The organism is Lysobacter sp. F60174L2, from assembly GCF_052547135.1.
The window spans coordinates 586,168-603,561 of the sequence record NZ_JBQWRA010000002.1 but is presented as its reverse complement, the minus strand read 5'-3'; the positions used below and the strand labels follow the sequence as shown (position 1 = coordinate 603,561).

The following is a 17,394-nucleotide window of genomic DNA, read 5'->3' as shown; positions in this document are numbered from 1 at the left end:
GGTGGGCGCATGACACGACTTCCGCGCTCCGGCGCCGACGCATTCCGATTGCTTCCGATCGCCGCCGCGCTGGTGCTGGCGTCCGTGCCGGCGCATGGACAGGAAGCCGCGCCCGCCACCGTCGAGGCCTGCACCGCGGTCGAGGTCGATGCCGCGCGACTGGCCTGCTACGACGCCGCGATGAAGCGCGAGGGCACCAGCCCCCAACAGGCCGATGCCCAGGCCGCCGATGCCCGCGAGTTCAAGCAGGCCGTCGCCGAGTACCGGAAGCTCGACCGCAAGGCCCTGCCCGCGGGCGAGCGCGCCCGCCGCGTGGTCAGCGACCTGTTCGGTTCCGAACATGGCGCGGCCTCGCTCAACGCCAGCATCGCCAACGCCGGCAAGGGTGGCCTGCTCGACAGCCGCTGGGAGCTGGCCAGGGACTCCAAGCTCGGCACGTTCAACTTCCGTGCCTACAAGCCGGTGTACCTGATGCCGGCCTTCTGGAGCAGCGACCCCAACGAGCAGCCCACGTCCTCCAATCCGGAGATGCCGCCGCAAAGCGGGGAGCTCAGCGACGTCGAGGCCAAGTTCCAGCTGAGCTTCAAGACCAAGGCGGTGGAAAACCTGTTCGGCGACAACGGCGACATCTGGATGGGCTACACCCAGACCTCGCGCTGGCAGGTCTACAACAGCGAGAACTCCCGGCCGTTCCGCGAGACCAACTACGAGCCGGAAGTCATGCTCGTGTTCCGCAACGGCTACAGCCTGGGCGGCTGGCGCGGCCGCATGCTCGGCATCGGCATCAACCACCAGTCCAACGGCCGCGCCGATCCGCTGTCGCGCAGCTGGAACCGGGTGGTGGTGAACGTCGGCCTGGACCGCGACAACTGGGCGCTGATGCTGCGCCCGTGGTGGCGCCTTTCCGATGGCGACGAGGACGAGAATCCCGGCATCGAGAACTACATCGGTCGCGGCGACGCCACCCTGGTCTACACCCGCGGCGGCCACGAATTCTCGCTGATGGCGCGGCATTCGCTGCGTGGCGGCGAGGACTCGCGCGGCGCGGTGCAACTGGACTGGGGCTTCCCGCTCACCCGCACCCTGCGCGGCCACCTGCAGGTGTTCGACGGTTACGGCGAGAGCCTGATCGACTACGACCACCGGGCCACCTACATCGGCCTGGGCGTGTCGTTGCTGGAGTGGTTCTAGGCTGCACGTCCCGGCATCCGCGACGCGCCCGCGCTAGGCTCGGGACATCCCCGGCACGGAGAGGCGGCCATGCAGGCACGACGCATCCTTTCGCTCGACGGCGGCGGCATCCGCGGCCTGGTCAGCTGCATCTGGCTGGGCGGGGTCGAGGACGCCCTGCTCGCGGCCGGCAAGCCCGGCCTGCTGAAGAACTTCGACCTGGTATCGGGCAGCTCCACCGGCGCCATCGTCGCCTGCGGGCTCGGCATGGGCCTGTCGCCCGCGAGCATCTGCGAGCTCTACCGTGCCCAGCGCCACGAGATATTCCCCGGCATGGCCGGACGCCTGTGGTCACGCGCCGGGCGGTTCTTCAGCGCAGGACCGTCGGCGCCCCGCTACGACGCCAAGGGCCTGGAGAAGGTGCTGAAGAAGGTCTTCGGCAAGACCACCTTCGGCCAGTTGCAGGTGCCGACGCTGGTCACCAGCTACGACACGATTTCGCGCAAGCCGGTGATGTTCAAGAATTTCAACCCTGCGCACCGCGACCTGCCGGTGTGGGAAATCTGCCGCGCCTCGAGCGCCGCGCCAACCTACTTCCCCGCCCACGCCATGAAGATCGGCGGCAAGGTGCATTCCTTGATCGACGGCGGCGTGGTCGCCAACAACCCGACCGCCTGCGCGATCGCCGAGGCGATGCGCAAGGACCGCCGCGTCGACAACAGCCGCAACCTCGTCGTGCTGTCGGTCGGCACCGGCGAGCGCACCCGCCCGATCAGCCTTGAGGCCGCCCGCGAGTGGGGTGCGCTGGAGTGGGCGGTGCCGATCATCGACGTGCTGTTCGATGGCAACACGGATTCGGTCGACTACATCGCCCGGCAACTGGTGGGCGACGGCTACTTCCGGATGCAGGCCGAATTGCTGGCCGGGCTGGATGACCTCGACGATGTCAGCGCGACCAACATCGCCGCGCTGGAGAAGCTGGCGTCGGATTACCTGCAGGCCGCAGCGACGCGCAAGAAGCTGAAGGACCTGGCGAAGCGCCTCTAGCGCCGGGCAGCTTCGTTGTAGGAGCGATGTAAGTCGCGATTTCACTGATACCCGGGATCGCCGTGCAATCGCGACTTACGTCGCTCCTACATCAAAGCCAATCCCACGGCGCCGATCGACTCAAGCGCCAACCGCGCCTCAGGCCACCACCACCGGAATCTTCCCGATCCGTGCCTGCCACTCCCGCGGCCCGCTCTCGTGCACCGACGCGCCGGTGCTGTCGACCGCCACCGTCACCGGCATGTCCTGCACGGTGAACTCGTAGATCGCCTCCATCCCGAGGTCCTCGAACGCCACCACCCGCGCCGCCTTGATCGCCTTCGACACCAGGTACGCCGCGCCGCCCACCGCCATCAGGTAGGCCGACTGGTGCTCGCGGATCGCCTCGCGCGCGATCGGGCCGCGCTCGGCCTTGCCGACCATGCCGAGCAATCCGGTCTGCGCCAGCACCTGCCCGGTGAACTTGTCCATGCGGGTCGCCGTGGTCGGGCCGGCCGGGCCGACGACTTCGTCGCGCACCGGGTCGACCGGGCCGACGTAATAGATGAAGCGGCCAGCGAGGTCCACCGGCAGCGGCTCGCCCTTGTCCAGCATGCCGACGATGCGCTTGTGCGCGGCATCGCGGCCGGTCAGCAGCTTGCCGTTGAGCAGCAGGGTCTCGCCGGGTTTCCACGAGGCGACGTCGTCCCGCGTGATCGAATCCAGGTCGACGCGGCGCGCGTTCTGCGGGCTGTAGGTCAGTTTCGGCCAGTCCTCCAGCGACGGCGGTTCGAGCATCACCGGGCCGCTGCCATCCAGCGTGAAGTGCGCGTGCCGGGTCGCCGCGCAGTTCGGGATCATCGCCACCGGCAGGTTGGCCGCGTGGGTCGGATAATCCTTGACCTTGATGTCGAGCACCGTGGTCAGCCCGCCCAGCCCCTGCGCGCCGATGCCGAGCGCATTGACCTTGTCGTACAGCTCCAGTCGCAGCTCCTCGGCGCGGTTGGACGGTCCGCGGGCCTGCAACTCGGTGATGTCGATCGGCTCCATCAGCGATTCCTTGGCCAGCAGCATCGCCTTCTCGGCGGTGCCGCCGATGCCGATGCCGAGCATGCCCGGCGGGCACCAGCCGGCGCCCATCGTCGGCACGGTCTTCAACACCCAGTCGACGATAGAGTCGGACGGGTTGAGCATCGCGAACTTCGACTTGGCCTCCGAGCCGCCGCCCTTGGCCGCGACGATGACGTCGACCGTGTTGCCCGGCACTACCTTGACGTTGACCACGCCGGGCGTGTTGTCCTTCGTGTTGACGCGCTTGCCGGCCGGGTCGGCCAGCACCGAGGCGCGCAGCTTGTTGTCGGGGTGCGCGTAGGCGCGGCGTACGCCCTCGTGGACCATGTCCTCGACGCCCATCGTGGCATCGTCCCAGCGCACGTCCATGCCGATCTCGAGGAACACGGTGACGATGCCGGTGTCCTGGCAGATCGGCCGGTGGCCTTCGGCGCACATGCGCGAGTTGATCAGGATCTGCGCGATCGCGTCCTTCGCCGCGATCGATTCCTCGCGCTCGTACGCCGCCGCGAGGCTCTTGATGTAGTCGACCGGGTGGTAGTACGAGATGTACTGCAGTGCGTCGGCGATGGACTGGATCAGGTCCTCCTGCCGGATGGTGACGGGCTGGCGGACGGCGGACGGGCTTGCAGTGTGGCTCACGGCTGGCTTCGGTCTGGCGGTGGGGCCGCCATTCTACCGGCGCGCCCGGCCCGGGGCATTGCGCCCCGGGGAACACTATGTCCGGCTGGCGTACGGCCAGCCGCGACCGTCAACTCCGCAGCCTCATGAGCAGCCGCCGCAGCAGTCACTGCCCTCGCCGCTGTGCGGTGCGGCTTCCGACGCCGGGTAGCCCGCCGCCGCCAACGCCGCCATCGCCTGCGCGGCGGTCAGCACCCCTTCCACCCGCACCCGCTTCTCGTCGGTTTTGACGGTGACCTGCGCGGTCGGGTCGGCGGCGCGGATGGCCTGCTCGATCTTGTCGCTGCACTTGTCGCAGCTGATGTCTTCCACTTCAAACAGCATGGCGTGCCTCCTGTGGGCGTCCGGCCGGTGCCGGGGTGGAGACAGCTTCGACCAGCCGGGCTGGCGTCGCCTTGATCGAGATCAGGCGCGGTGGGTTCGGGACGCCCGCCTCAACCCTGCCCGCCCCGCTCCGGCGGCGGCGGGGTCGACTGCCGGTGCCGTTCCACCTGCGACGCCGCGTCACCAGCGCGGGCGCCGACGATCATCTCGGTCAGCCACTTCAGCAATACGGCGTTGTAATCGCTCTGGAAGTTCTTCTCGCTCAGGCCGTGGTCGGCGCCCGCGAGCTTGCGCGAGGTCAGCGACTGCGGCTGGCGGAAGGCGGCGACGTAGTTCTGGATCACCTGCGCCGGTATGACTTCGTCCTTTTCGGCCTCGACGATCAGCGTGTCGCCGGTGAACTCCGCGGCCGCGCGCAGGGCGCGGTTGTCGCGCCACTTGATGCGGCTGCGACGGTAGGCGCCGAGGTCGGTTTCCTCATGCAGCTGGCGCTTGGGCAGCTCCCAGCCTTCGTCCTGGTACAGCGCGGGCGAGCGCAGCACCAGCCAGCGCACCTTGCGCATGGCGGTCAGGATCGACGCGAGGTAGCCGCCGTAGCTGATGCCCACCACCGCGATGGCACTGGCATCGACGTTGGGCTCGGCGGCCAGCCAGTCGTAGGCGGCGCACAGGTCGGCGAGGTTCTGCGCGCGGTTCACCGTCTCCCACTGCCGGGCATTCTGCTCGTGGCCGCGCAGGTCGAATGTCAGGCAGACCGCACCAAGGCCCGCCACCTCACGCGCGCGGCTGAGATCGTGTTCCTGGCAACCGCCCCAGCCGTGCACGAACAGCACGCCGGGAAAGTGGGTGGTCGGCGACAGCACGGTGCCTTCCACGTGCTGGCCGTCGACCGGGATCTCGATGGTGTCGAGACGGATGCTCACGGCTCGCGTCGTTCTTCGGTCATGTCGGGCTACTCGACCAGGCTGTACTTGCACAGCATGCCGGCGCGGGCGTCATGGCCGCGAAAATGCACGGTGGCGCCGGCCGGTGGTGGTTCGTCCGAATAGGTCTCGTGGCAGGACGCGCGTACGTGCTGCAGGGCGGGGTCGGCGCGCAAGGCCATCAGCGCCGCGAGTTCGGCGGGACTGGCGCCGCCGATGCGCCAGGACTGCTCGAGCACGCCGCAGCGCCGCGCGCCGGAGCCGTCGTACCCGGCCACCACGTCGTAGTTGCGACGCGATGCGAAAAACCCCGGGTAGACCTCCGCCACCGCCTCGTCATAGCGGCAGGCGTGTTCGATCGCGGTGCGTTGCTCGGGCGGCAGCGGCAGCTTCAGCAGCGCATCGAAACCGCCGCGCACGACGGTCAGTTCCGAGCCACCGTAGACCTCCCGCCCCTGGTGGTCGGCGGTCACCCGCTGGGTGCCGTGGTACGCCAGCGTCCAGTCGCCCACCCGCAGGCAGCCGATGCTGTAGGTCACCGGGTCGGCCAGGTTCTGCTCGACCACCACCCCGTGCCGGAGTATGTCGGCAGGCACCAGCGCGGCGACGACCTCGCCCAGTTGCCGGTGGTCGGACACGGCAACCTGGCCGGTGCCGCCGATACCGTCGCCGTTCTTGATGCGGATGTCGCCCAGGTCCAGCAGCAACTCACCGGCGCGCTGCACGTCCGCCGGAGTGAACGCCGAGTAGCCCGGCAGCACCGCGTTGCCGATCCGTTCGCCGAGCGCATGCGACCAACCTTCGGGAACGCGGGCGGCGGAATCGACCGCCGGATGGCTGATGGTCTTGGTGGTGAGGAACGCATGCGGCACCACACCACCGAACAGATCGCGCTCGTCGCGGATGCCCAGCGCGCGTGCCTCGCCGTCGAGCAGGGTGTCGGCGGGAATGAAATAGACCGGGCCGTGCGTTGGCTCGCCGGGCCGATGATCACCGCCGAAGGTGTAGCCCAGCAGCGTGGCCAGACGGCGACCGAGGTCGCGCCGGGTCCACGCACCGTGGTCGTCGACACTGCCGCCACCGGTTTCGCCAGCGACAAGGAACACCGTGCCGACGGTGCCGGCGGAAGGCTGCTGTTGGAGTGCTGCGCTCATTGCGGGCTCCGGTCGGACCACCTGTCACGACGACGCCCCGGTCGAAGGCCGGGGCGCCTGTTGCATGTCACTCATGCGCCGGTTCACGCGTGGCGCATCGCGTTTCAACGTTGCTGGTCGCGTCCCTGCTGGCGCTGGTTGTTGTTCTGGCCGTCCTGCTGCTGGGCGCGGGTCTGCTGGCCCTGTCCCTGCTGCTGGTTCCGGGCCTGGCCCTGGGCTTGCTGATGCTGTTTGTCCTGGCCGGTGCCCTGGCGCGGCGCGTTCTGTTCGTTCGGGTTTTTCACGGTGGTTACTCCTTGGGGGGAGGGAGCCGGCGTACCGGCGGGTGTTGCGTCATGGGGCAAGCAGACACCCGCCGCGGTTACGCAGCCGTGAGCCGTACGGGATGAAAACATTGGTGCTCACGCATTCATTTATTTGACTGCGCGCAATCGGTGCCAACCGCTCCGGGACTCATGGCGACCGGGCCTCGCCGCCCATTGCCGCGGCACTAACGCGAGGGGGAATACGGTCGATCCTCCCGTCTGCGGAGACACGCAATGAAACGTGAAAGCCCGCGCGCCCCGCGCGACAGCCAGTACGCCGCCGCGCGCCACCATCACCAGGACAACCCCGCCGATCGCGATTACCACGACCTGCATTCGCTGACGGATCGCCAATGGGGCGAACGGCAACGCGACGATTCATTCGGTTACCGCGGCCAGGGCGGCTACGGCGATTTCACCCAGGGCGGCTATGGCGAGAGCCAGGGTCGCCACGCGCAGAGCGGAAGTGGCCGGGGTGGTTCGGCCACGGCCGATACCGGTCGGGTTTCGGCCGGAGTCAGCCATCGTGGCCGCGGACCGCGCAACTACACCCGCTCCGACGAAAGCATCGTCGACGAGTTGATCGCCCGGATGACCGACCACGACCAGCTGGACGCCACCGAGATCCTGCTGATGGTCGAGGATGGCGTGGTGACCCTGACCGGCGAAGTGCCGGAACGACGGATGAAGCACATCGCCGAGGACCTTGCCGATGCCGTACACGGCGTCAGGGACATTGAAAACCGCATCCGGGTCGACAACGGGCTCGCATCGTTCGGCCCACGCGGTGAAGCCGTCCGCAGCGGCAACAACCAGGTCGGCAGCGGGTTTTCCAGCTCCGGCCGGATCAACGATCCGCTGGATGACGATTCCGTGCGCGTCGGACGTGCCGGCACCGAGCCGGACGCCCCCGAGCTTCGCCAGGCCAACCTGGACGCACAGGCAACGCGCGGGAAGAACTGACGCGGGGCTGCGGTGCGATCAGCGCAGCAGCAGGACCGGGACGAGGCAGTTGCGCAGCATCGCCGTGGTGGTGCTGCCGACGATCAGCCGGCGGATGCGCGAGTGCCCGTAGGCGCCCATCACCAGCAGGTCGACCCGTTGCTCGCGGACATGGGCGGCAATCGCTTCCTCGGGATCGCCGGGGACGATGCTGGCGACCGGGGTGAAGCCGGCAGCGGCCAGCACGCCGCTCGCCCAATCCAGCCCGCGACTGCCCTCGCCGTCGCCCACGGTCAGCACGTGGATTTCGAGGCCGCGGAACAGCGGACTGGCGGCCACCATCTGCACGCATTTGCGCGTGGTCTCGCTACCGTCGAATGCAACCAGCACGCGCCGCACCGGGCGGAATTCGCGCGATGCGACCAGCAGCGGGCGGTGCGCCTCGCGCATGAGGCGCTCGACTTCCCGGCCTAGGTGGCCCTTCGCGAAATCCGCGTGCTCGCCGCGCTTGCCGACCACGAACAGACGCGCGTCGTCTTCGAATTCGATCAACGTGTCGACCAGTCCGCCGTGGCGCAGCCGGACGTCGATATCCTCCGCACCGCCCCCCGCGGCCAGCTGGCGGGCCTGCTGCAACAGCAACCGGCCGCGTTGCTGTGACAGCGTTGCGCGCTTTTCGTCGAGCGCGCTGAGTTCCGACAACAGGGATTCCTGTTCACCGAGGCCCAGGCTTCCGCTGAGATCGATCGGCGCCGCGCGCTCGACCGGGTCGATGACGTGGACGAACTCCAGCGGCGCGCCCAGTCGTCCCGCCGCCCAGGCCGCATGGTGGCAGACGCTTTCGGTGTAGACGGAGGTGTCGATGGCGGCGAGCACGTGGCCGTCGTGGAGGATGTGCGGGGTGTTGGTCATGTCGGACTCCTCAGTGGTCGCCCATCAGCCGCTCGGCATGGGGTTTGTCGTGCACGCCGAGACGGGTGACCAGCGTAGCGCTGGCCTCGTTGAGGCCGACGACCTCGACCTGCGTGCCCTCGCGCCGGAACTTCAGCACGACCTTGTCGAGCGCGCCGACCGCGGTCAGGTCCCAAAAATGCGCGTGGCCGACATCGATGCGCACGCGCTCGACCGCCTCCTTGAAGTCGAACCGGTTGACGAACGCCTGGGCGGAGGCGAAGAACACCTGCCCGGTCACGGTGTAATGCCGCGCCCGCCCCTCGTCGGCCGATACCGAACCGACGTGCAGCACCTGCCCGACCTTCCGCGCGAAGAACAGCGCCGACAGCAGCACGCCGGTGAGCACGCCCTTGGCGAGGTCGTGGGTGGCGACTGTGACCACCACCGTCGCCACCATCACCACGCTGGAGGTCGGCGGGTGCTTGCGCAGGTCGCGGATCGACGACCAGCTGAAGGTGCCGATCGACACCATGATCATCACCGCCACCAGCGCGGCCATCGGTATCCGCGCCACCCACGGCCCGGCGAACACCACCAGGATCAGCAGGAACACGCCCGCCACCAGCGTCGACAACCGCCCGCGACCGCCGGACTTCACGTTGATCACCGACTGTCCGATCATCGCGCAGCCGGCCATGCCGCCAAGCAGGCCCGCGGCGACGTTGGCGATGCCCTGCCCGCGCGCCTCACGGTTCTTGTCGCTGGGGGTGTCGGTCAGGTCGTCGACAATCTGCGCGGTCAGCATCGACTCCAGCAGGCCGACCACCGCCAGCGTCGCCGACACCGGCAGCACGATCCACAGCGTTTCCAGCGTCAGCGGCACCTGCGGCAGCAGGAACACCGGCAGGCTGTCGGGCAGCTCGCCCATGTCGCCCACCGTTGGCACCGTGATATCCAGGGTGATCGCCAGCACCGTCAGCACGACGATCGCGACCAGCGGCGACGGCACCGCCCGGGTCAGGCGCGGCAGCAGGTAGATGATCGCCAGGCCGCCGGCCACCATCGGGTAGACCATCCACGACACGCCGACCAGCTGCGGCAGCTGCGCCATGAAGATCAGGATCGCCAGCGCGTTGACGAAACCGGTGATGACCGAGCGCGACACGAACCGCATCAGCACCGGCAGCCTGGCGACACCGGCGAGGAACTGCAGCACGCCGGTCAGCAGGGTCGCCACCAGCAGGTACTGCAGCCCGTGGTCGGCCACCAGGTCGACCATCACCAGCGCCATCGCCCCGGTCGCCGCCGAGATCATCGCCGGCCGGCCACCCGCGAACGCGATCACCACCGCGATGCAGAACGAGGCGTACAGGCCGATCTTCGGGTCGACGCCGGCGATGATGGAAAACGCGATCGCCTCGGGAATGAGCGCAAGTGCGACGACAAGGCCGGAAAGCACGTCGCCGCGGATGTTACCGAACCATTGCTGGCGCAGCGTCTGGGTATTGATCAAGGGGAAAGCTCCTGCGTCCCGCATTCGCGGGTCGCCACTGTCGAGAATCGGACACGCACTACCCCGCGCAGGAAGCGCGGCTTCGTAATCTACGGAGCGTCTAGGGTGGCGTGGACACGACGGGATTCCGGATGGGGCGACGCAGGAGGCGCGGCCCGATGAGCGGGCGCGACATTGTAGCCCCGCCGCCGCTCCACGCCTGCCGGCGCGGCCCACCCCGTTGTAGGAGCGACGTAAGTCGCGAACTCCTCGAGGCAGCCGGAACCCGGTGAGCGGGCTTGCGACGGGGCTTCACGAAGGACCGCCTCGGGGCCTGCGAGGCAAGCGGATCCTTTCGTTCCATGCGGGCGCAGTGAAATCGCGACTTACGTCGCTCCTACACACGGGGTTAGTGGGGGTTTGCGGTGGCCTTAGAACAACGACGGTTGCGGCGGTTCCGGGGCGGAGTAGTCCAGCTTGCCGTCGACGATCCGTGCGGCGGAGGTGTACGGGTGGACGTCCTCCTTGCCGGGCGCCATCAGGTGGATCACCTCCCAGCCATGCGCCTTGAAATCGTCGGATATCAGCCCGCGGTGGCACTGCCACCACAGCGCCTCGGCGCACATGATGGCGACACGCGTGGTTGCAGCGCGCTTCGCCAGCCGGTCGCGCGCGGCTTGCCAGGGCGGCGTCTCCATATAGTCGGCGTAACCGCGGAAACTCGCGTTGCGCCAGGCGGTGTTGCGGGTGTCGGGGTCGGCCTTGCGTCGGCCGCCGAGATCGGGGGCGGCGACGTACTCGATGCCGGCGACCGGCAGTTCGCGCGCCATCGTCTCGCCGGAGAACTGCGGGTTGCGCCGCGAGCCGGCGAACCGCCGCACGTCCACCAGCGTCCCGATGCCGGCATCACCGAGCATTTCCAGGAACACCTCCCACGGCCGGGTGGAATGGCCGATGGTCCACAACCTGCCCTTGCCGTTGTCGTCGATTGCCATGCGCGCATGGTGCCGCACCGGCAGTGAAGCGGCGTTGACGCGGCAGCGTCTAGGCTGCGGGGATTCCCGTGGAAACCGAGCGCAGAGCGAGATGAATCCGATCGATGCCACCGACGCCACCGACTCCGGCCCCGCGGGCGACGGGTACGCGAAAGACCCCTACACACCGCAAAGCGGAATGGCGCGTACCGCGAAGATCCTGCAGTTCCTGCTCAAGTACCGCAAAGCCGGCGTCTTCAACGGGCTCGACCTGGATGCCGCGACCGTCGAACACGATGTCGCGGTGCCGACGGACGGCAAGCCCGAGCAGTTCGTCACCGACCTGGAGGCGCTGGGCCCTACTTTCGTCAAGATCGGCCAGGCCCTGTCGACCCGGCCCGACATGGTTCCGCCCGAGTACCTCACGGCACTGGAGCGCATGCAGGACCACGTCGCCCCGCTGGACTTCCCGGTGATCCGCCAGGCGGTCGAGGACGCGCTCGGCATGCGCCTGAGCCAGGCCTACGCGAGCTTCGACGAGACGCCGCTGGGTTGTGCCTCGCTGGCGCAGGTCCATCGCGCGACCCTGCGCGGCGGACGCGAGGTGGCGGTCAAGGTGCAGCGACCGCACGCGCTGGAACAGATCCGCGCCGACCTGGATGCACTCGCCTCGATCGCCGGCAGGGTCGACCACGCCACCGACATCGGCCGCCGGCTGCGCTTCGCCGACTGGATCCACGAGTTCCGCAAGACCCTGATGGCGGAACTGGACTACCGCACCGAGGCGGAAAACCTCGACCGCTTCGCCCGGCACTTCGAAGGCTACCCGCAACTGCTGGTGCCGGCCCCGGTGTGGGACCTGACCCGCACCCGCGTGCTGACGATGGACCTGGTGACCGGCACCAAGGTCACCGAGATCAGCGGCGTGCGCCGCACCGAGCAGCCGATGGGCGAGCTGGCCGAGGCGCTGATGCGCGGCTACCTCGACCAGACCTTCGTCCACGGCGAGATCCACGCCGACCCGCACCCCGGCAACCTGCTGGTTACCCCCGACGGCCGGCTGGCGATCTTCGACCTCGGCATGGTCGCGCACGTGCCGCCGCGGCAGCGCGACCGGCTGCTGAAGCTGCTGTTCGCGGCGGTCGACGGACGCGGCGAGGAGGTCGCCGGCGAAGGCATCGCGATGGGCACCCGGCTGGAGGATTTCGACGAGGAAGGCTATCTGCGCGAGGTCGGCCAGCTGGTGTCGCGCTACGCCGCCCACCATGCGATCCGCAGCGGCTCGCAGATCCTGTCGGAAGGGAGGCTGGTGCTGGACCTGACCCGAATCGCCACCGCCTGCGGCCTGCGCACGCCACCGGAACTGAGCCTGCTGGGCAAGACCCTGCTGACGCTGGAATCGGTGTGCCTGGCGCTGGACCCGGCCCTCGACGTCAAACAGGTGGTCGAGCACCACCTGGAACACGTCATGCGCGAACGCCTGAAAAAATCGCTGTCGCCGACCAACCTGGCCGGCGAACTGATCGAGATGCAGGCGCTGCTGCGCGAGGCCCCGCGGAAAGTGTCCGACGTGCTCTCGCTGCTGGCCGACAACCGCATGCAGGTGCGCGTGTGCGGGTTCGAGGACTCGCAGATCCTCGAAGCGCTGCAGAAGATCGCCAACCGGGTCGCGGCAGGCGTGGTCACCGCCGCGCTGATCATCGCCTCGGCGATGATGATGCGGGTCGACACCGCCGGCCCGACCCTGCTGGGCTACCCGGCGATCGCGCTGGTACTGTTCCTGGTCGGCGCGGTGCTGGGCATCACCATCGTGGTCAGCGCCCTGCTCCGCGACCGTCGCGCCAAGCCGCACGAGGAACGCGGCCCGCGCTGACACATTGCGGAGTGGTTTTGCCGGGATCTTTGGCCCGCCCGGGCCGCCTGCGCGCCACTCCGCTAAAATAGGCGGTTCCCCGCACTGCCCGACTCTGCAATGTCATCCGCCTTCGGCACCGAAACCGTGCTCGACGTCCGCCACTGGACCGACGACTACTTCAGCTTCACCACCACCCGCGATGGCGGCTTCCGCTTCGACAACGGCCAGTTCGTGATGATCGGGCTGCAGGTCGAGGATGCGGAGGGTCGCAGCAAGCCGCTGCTGCGCGCCTATTCCATCGCCAGCGCCAACTGGGAAGAGCAGCTGGAGTTCTTCAGCATCAAGGTGCCCGACGGCCCGCTGACCTCGCGGCTGCAGCACATCAGCCCGGGCGACACGGTGCTGATAGGTCGCAAGCCGACCGGCACGCTGCTGATCCACGACCTCCACCCGGGTCGCAACCTGTACCTGCTGGGCACCGGCACCGGCTTCGCGCCGTGGCTGTCGATCATCAAGGACCCGGAGACCTACGAGCGCTTCGAGCGCGTGATCCTGTGCCAGGGCGTGCGCCATGCCCGCGACCTCGCCTACCGCGACTACATCGAGAAGGAACTGCCGCACCACGAGTTCCTCGGCGAGGTCATCGGCGACAAGCTGCGCTACTTCCCCGCCGTCACCCGCGAAGCGTTCACCTACGAGGGCCGCGACCATCGTGGCCGCATGACCGACATGATGGCGACCGGCCAGATGATGCAGCACCTTGGCATCGAGCCGCTGGACCCGGAGCACGACCGCGCGATGATCTGCGGCAGCCCGCAAATGCTGGCGGACTTCCGCGCGTTGCTGGACGGCCGGGGCTTCACCGCCGCGCCGCGGATCGGCACGCCGGGGCAATACGTGTTCGAGCGCGCGTTCGTCGAAAAATAGCCGGCTGTCAACGGGTTCCCGGCGCGGCCCGGCATCGCCACAATCGACCGGCCCCGCATCGCGGGGACCCCGTATTTCCGCAAGGTCGAACATCGCAATGTCCAAGCCCGCCACGCCCGCCGCCGCCCTGGCCGACCAGATCGCCCGCACCATTGCCGCCGAGATCGGCGCGCAACCCGAACAGGCCCGTGCGGCGATCGGCCTGCTCGACGAGGGCGCGACCGTGCCGTTCATCGCGCGCTACCGCAAGGAAGTCACCGGCGGCCTCGACGACACCCAGCTGCGCGACCTCGAGGTCCGCCTGATCTACCTGCGCGAGCTGGAGGACCGCCGCGCCGCGGTGCTGGCGAGCATCGACGAACAGGGCAAGCTGACCGACGAACTGCGCGCCGACATCGAGGCCGCCGACAGCAAGGCGCGGCTGGAGGATCTGTACCTGCCGTACAAGGTCAAGCGCCGGACCAAGGCCCAGATCGCCCGCGAAGCCGGGCTGGAGCCGCTGGCCGACGGCCTGCTGGCCGACCCGACGCAGGTGCCGGAGGAATTCGCCGCCGGTTTCGTCGACGCCGACAAGGGCGTGGCCGATGCCAAGGCCGCGCTGGAAGGCGCCCGGGCGATCCTGATGGAGCGCTGGGGCGAGGACGCGGCGCTGGTCGGCGAGTTGCGCGAATGGCTGCAGGACATCGGCCGCATCCATGCCCGCGTCGTCGAGGGCAAGGAAGCCGAGGGCGCCAAGTACCGCGACTACTTCGACCATGCCGAGCCGCTGGCGAAGATCCCGTCGCACCGCCTGCTGGCGCTGTTCCGCGCGCGTCGCGAGGAGATCGTGACGCTCGACCTGGAACCCGGCGCCGATGCCGAGGCCGGCCACGCGCAGGCGATGGGCCGGGTCGCCCACCATGCCGGCATCCGCGACGCCGGCCGTCCGGCCGATGCCTGGCTGCTCAACGCCTGCCGCCTCGCGTGGAAGGCCAAGCTGCATTTGCACCTGCTGCTCGACCTGTTCGGCCAGGCCCGCGAGAAGGCCGAGGCCGAGGCGATCGCGGTGTTCGGCGACAACCTCAAGGATTTGCTGCTGGCCGCGCCGGCGGGGCCGAAGGTGGTGCTGGGGCTCGACCCGGGCCTGCGTACCGGGGTCAAGGTCGCGGTGGTCGACCGCACCGGCAAGCTGGTCGCGACCGACACGATCTTTCCGCACCAGCCGCGCAACCAGTGGGACGGCTCGCTGCACGTGCTGCGCAAGCTGTGCGCGCAGCACGCGGTCGAGCTGATCGCGATCGGCAACGGCACCGCCAGCCGCGAGACCGACAAGCTGGCCGGCGACCTGATCAAGCTGGCGCCGGAACTGAAGATGCAGAAGATCGTGGTCAGCGAGGCCGGCGCGTCGGTGTACTCGGCGTCCGAGTTCGCCGCGAAGGAGTTCCCCGACCTCGACGTGTCGCTGCGCGGCGCGGTCTCGATCGCGCGGCGCCTGCAGGACCCGCTGGCCGAGCTGGTCAAGATCGAGCCCAAGGCGATCGGCGTCGGCCAGTACCAGCACGACGTCGACGGCCACCGGCTGGCGCGCGCGCTCGACGCCAAGGTCGAGGACTGCGTCAACGCGGTCGGTGTCGACGTCAACACCGCCTCCGCCGCGCTGCTCACCCGCGTGTCCGGGCTGTCGTCGACGGTGGCCGGCAACATCGTGGTCTACCGCGACGCCAACGGCGCGTTCACCAGCCGCAAGCAGCTGCTGAAGGTGCCGCGGCTCGGCGACAAGGCCTTCGAGCAGTGCGCCGGCTTCCTGCGCATCGCCAACGGCGAGCAGCCGCTGGACGCCTCCTCGGTGCACCCGGAGGCCTACCCGGTGGTCGAGCGGATCGTGGGCGACTGCGGCCGCGAGGTGCGCCAGCTGATCGGCGACGCCGCCTTCCTGCGCGGCATCCGGCCGGAGCAGTACACCGACGAGAAATTCGGCGTGCCGACCATCCGCGACATCCTCAAGGAACTGGAGAAACCCGGCCGCGACCCGCGCCCCGAGTTCAAGGCCGCGCGCTTCGCCGAGGGCGTCGAGGAACTGAAGGACCTGCAGGTCGGGATGATCCTGGAAGGCGTGGTCAGCAACGTCGCCGCGTTCGGCGCGTTCGTCGACATCGGCGTCCACCAGGACGGCCTGGTCCACATCTCCGCGCTGGCCGACCGCTACGTCAAGGACCCGCGCGAGGTGGTCAAGGCCGGCGACGTGGTCAAGGTCAAGGTGCTGGAGGTCGACATCCCGCGCAAGCGGATCGCCCTGACCTGCCGGCTGGACGACAGCGCGCCGGCGCCGCGACCGGCGCGGGATGGCGGACGGGATGCGGGGCGTGGCGCGGACCGGCCGGGCGCCCCGCGGGGTGGCCGTGACCAGCGGCCGAACGGCCAGGCCAAGGCGGGTGCGATGCGGACGGGTTCAGCGCCGCCGGCCAACAATGCGCTGGCCGCCGCGTTTGCACGGGCGAAGGGGAACGGGTGAAGGATGGCTTCGTTGTAGGTGCGACGTAAGTCGCGATTTCACGGCGATCCCGGATATCGGTGAAATCGCGACTTACGTCGCACCTACATGGGGTGTGTGGCGCAACCGTTGAACCCGGGACGACGGTCAAACCCGCACCACATCACGCCAACGCCGCCTCGATGTCCCCGGCGATCGACTCCGGCGCATCCTTCGGCGCATACCTCCGGATCACCTGCCCGTCCCGCCCAACCAGGAACTTGGTGAAGTTCCACTTGATCGCATCGATGCCGAGGATCCCGCCCTTCTCCCGCTTCAGCCATTTCCACAGCGGGTGCGCGCCATCGCCATTGACCTCGACCTTGGCGAACATCGGAAAACTCACGTCGTAGCGCAACGAGCAGAACTGCCGGATCTCGTCGGCGTCACCCGGCTCCTGGTGACCAAATTGGTCGCACGGGAACCCCAGCACCACCAGCCCGCGCGGGCCGTACTCGCGCCAGAGCTTCTCCAGCCCGGTGTACTGCGGGGTGAAGCCGCATTGCGAGGCGACGTTGACGATCAGCAGCACCTTGCCGCGGAACTCGTCCAGCGCGCGCGGCTGGCCGTCCAGGTCGATGGCACTGAAGTCGTGGACGGTTTGCGGGTTGGCGCTGGACATGGTCGTGGCTCAGTGACTGGTGGGTTGCGAAACCTTCTGCACCACCTCGGCGGTCTTCTCGTCGCGACCGGTGCGGGCGATATCGGCCTGGGCGACGATACCGCAGACCGCGCCCGCATCATCGACCACGACGACGCGCCGGATCCGGTTCTGCTCCATTGCCGTGCAGCAATCGGCCAGCGAGGCGCCCTGCCCGACCGTGGTGACCGGCGTGGTCATGCAGTCGGACGCCGTGGCCGAGCCCATATCGCGGCCTTCGGCCACCATCCGCACGACGATGTCACGGTCGGTGACCACGCCAACGGGCTTGCCGGATTGGTGGCTTTCGACCACCGGAATCTGTCCGCAATCGTTCTGCATCATCATCCTGGCGACCTCGGCCAACGAGGTGTCGGCGGTGCAGCAGGCGGGCTTGGCGGTCATGACAGTGCTCAGGGACGTGCTCATGGGGACTCCTTGCTGGAACCGGGCTCAATAACCTGACGCGACGCCGGTGGCGGGTACGTGAATCCCGGCCGCGGCGTC

General features: G+C 68.8%; 16 protein-coding genes. 6 read left to right on the top strand and 10 right to left on the bottom strand.

The genetic code is table 11. The annotated features are described in order from the left end of the window. Window positions 1-9 precede the first annotated feature (9 nt). Both ACT9AS_RS07930 and ACT9AS_RS07925 read left to right on the top strand, forming a co-directional pair. Window positions 10-1,191, top strand: coding sequence for a phospholipase A (locus ACT9AS_RS07930; protein WP_445099577.1), 1,182 nt, complete (start codon window positions 10-12; stop codon window positions 1,189-1,191). Between the two features lie 69 nt (window positions 1,192-1,260). Then, on the top strand, window positions 1,261-2,217 hold the full coding sequence (locus ACT9AS_RS07925; protein ID WP_445099576.1) for a patatin-like phospholipase family protein: 957 nt from the start codon (window positions 1,261-1,263) through the stop codon (window positions 2,215-2,217). 138 nt (window positions 2,218-2,355) lie between these two features. Here ACT9AS_RS07925 and ACT9AS_RS07920 read toward each other — a convergent pair whose 3' ends face one another. The 5 genes from ACT9AS_RS07920 to ACT9AS_RS07900 form a co-directional block, all read right to left on the bottom strand. Further along, on the bottom strand, window positions 2,356-3,909 hold the full coding sequence (locus ACT9AS_RS07920; protein ID WP_445099575.1) for a FumA C-terminus/TtdB family hydratase beta subunit: 1,554 nt from the start codon (window positions 3,907-3,909) through the stop codon (window positions 2,356-2,358). 123 nt (window positions 3,910-4,032) lie between these two features. Further along, the gene (locus ACT9AS_RS07915; protein WP_445099574.1) at window positions 4,033-4,272 is read right to left on the bottom strand and encodes a cation transporter; all 240 of its coding nucleotides are present in this window, start codon (window positions 4,270-4,272) and stop codon (window positions 4,033-4,035) included. Window positions 4,273-4,382: 110 nt separating this feature from the next. Beyond that, the gene (locus tag ACT9AS_RS07910) at window positions 4,383-5,195 is read right to left on the bottom strand and encodes an alpha/beta fold hydrolase (protein ID WP_445099573.1); all 813 of its coding nucleotides are present in this window, start codon (window positions 5,193-5,195) and stop codon (window positions 4,383-4,385) included. Between the two features lie 29 nt (window positions 5,196-5,224). Then, the gene (locus ACT9AS_RS07905) at window positions 5,225-6,349 is read right to left on the bottom strand and encodes a DUF3182 family protein (RefSeq protein ID WP_445099572.1); all 1,125 of its coding nucleotides are present in this window, start codon (window positions 6,347-6,349) and stop codon (window positions 5,225-5,227) included. 104 nt (window positions 6,350-6,453) lie between these two features. Further along, window positions 6,454-6,633: a hypothetical protein gene (locus ACT9AS_RS07900; protein WP_445099571.1), complete on the bottom strand. Its 180-nt coding sequence runs from the start codon at window positions 6,631-6,633 to the stop codon at window positions 6,454-6,456. A gap of 255 nt (window positions 6,634-6,888) precedes the next feature. Here ACT9AS_RS07900 and ACT9AS_RS07895 point away from each other — a divergent pair, with 255 nt between their 5' ends. After that, a complete protein-coding gene (locus ACT9AS_RS07895) occupies window positions 6,889-7,617 on the top strand; it encodes a BON domain-containing protein (protein WP_445099570.1) in 729 nt (242 codons plus the stop codon). 18 nt (window positions 7,618-7,635) lie between these two features. Here ACT9AS_RS07895 and ACT9AS_RS07890 read toward each other — a convergent pair whose 3' ends face one another. The 3 genes from ACT9AS_RS07890 to ACT9AS_RS07880 all read right to left on the bottom strand — a co-directional run bounded on the left by ACT9AS_RS07890 (window position 7,636) and on the right by ACT9AS_RS07880 (window position 10,977). Further along, window positions 7,636-8,508 carry a universal stress protein gene (locus ACT9AS_RS07890; RefSeq protein ID WP_445099569.1) on the bottom strand — a complete coding sequence of 291 codons (873 nt, stop codon included), beginning with the start codon at window positions 8,506-8,508 and terminating at the stop codon, window positions 7,636-7,638. A gap of 10 nt (window positions 8,509-8,518) precedes the next feature. Further along, a complete protein-coding gene (locus ACT9AS_RS07885; RefSeq protein WP_445099792.1) occupies window positions 8,519-9,985 on the bottom strand; it encodes a SulP family inorganic anion transporter in 1,467 nt (488 codons plus the stop codon). A gap of 428 nt (window positions 9,986-10,413) precedes the next feature. After that, window positions 10,414-10,977 (bottom strand): DUF488 family protein, encoded by a 564-nt coding sequence (locus ACT9AS_RS07880; protein ID WP_445099568.1) that lies wholly within the window; start codon window positions 10,975-10,977, stop codon window positions 10,414-10,416. A gap of 178 nt (window positions 10,978-11,155) precedes the next feature. Between ACT9AS_RS07880 and ACT9AS_RS07875 the strand changes: the two genes are divergently transcribed. The 3 genes from ACT9AS_RS07875 to ACT9AS_RS07865 all read left to right on the top strand — a co-directional run bounded on the left by ACT9AS_RS07875 (window position 11,156) and on the right by ACT9AS_RS07865 (window position 16,229). Beyond that, a complete protein-coding gene (locus ACT9AS_RS07875; protein ID WP_445099791.1) occupies window positions 11,156-12,829 on the top strand; it encodes an AarF/UbiB family protein in 1,674 nt (557 codons plus the stop codon). Window positions 12,830-12,928: 99 nt separating this feature from the next. After that, window positions 12,929-13,738, top strand: a complete 810-nt coding sequence (locus ACT9AS_RS07870; RefSeq protein WP_445099567.1) for a ferredoxin--NADP reductase — start codon at window positions 12,929-12,931, stop codon at window positions 13,736-13,738. A 97-nt stretch (window positions 13,739-13,835) separates the two neighbouring features. Next, entirely contained in the window at window positions 13,836-16,229 is a 2,394-nt protein-coding gene (locus ACT9AS_RS07865; protein ID WP_445099566.1) for a helix-hairpin-helix domain-containing protein, read from the top strand. Window positions 16,230-16,371: 142 nt separating this feature from the next. Here ACT9AS_RS07865 and ACT9AS_RS07860 read toward each other — a convergent pair whose 3' ends face one another. Both ACT9AS_RS07860 and ACT9AS_RS07855 read right to left on the bottom strand, forming a co-directional pair. Beyond that, window positions 16,372-16,869, bottom strand: a complete 498-nt coding sequence (locus ACT9AS_RS07860) for a glutathione peroxidase (RefSeq protein WP_445099565.1) — start codon at window positions 16,867-16,869, stop codon at window positions 16,372-16,374. A 9-nt stretch (window positions 16,870-16,878) separates the two neighbouring features. Next, window positions 16,879-17,316 carry a CBS domain-containing protein gene (locus tag ACT9AS_RS07855; protein ID WP_445099564.1) on the bottom strand — a complete coding sequence of 146 codons (438 nt, stop codon included), beginning with the start codon at window positions 17,314-17,316 and terminating at the stop codon, window positions 16,879-16,881. Window positions 17,317-17,394: the final 78 nt, after the last annotated feature.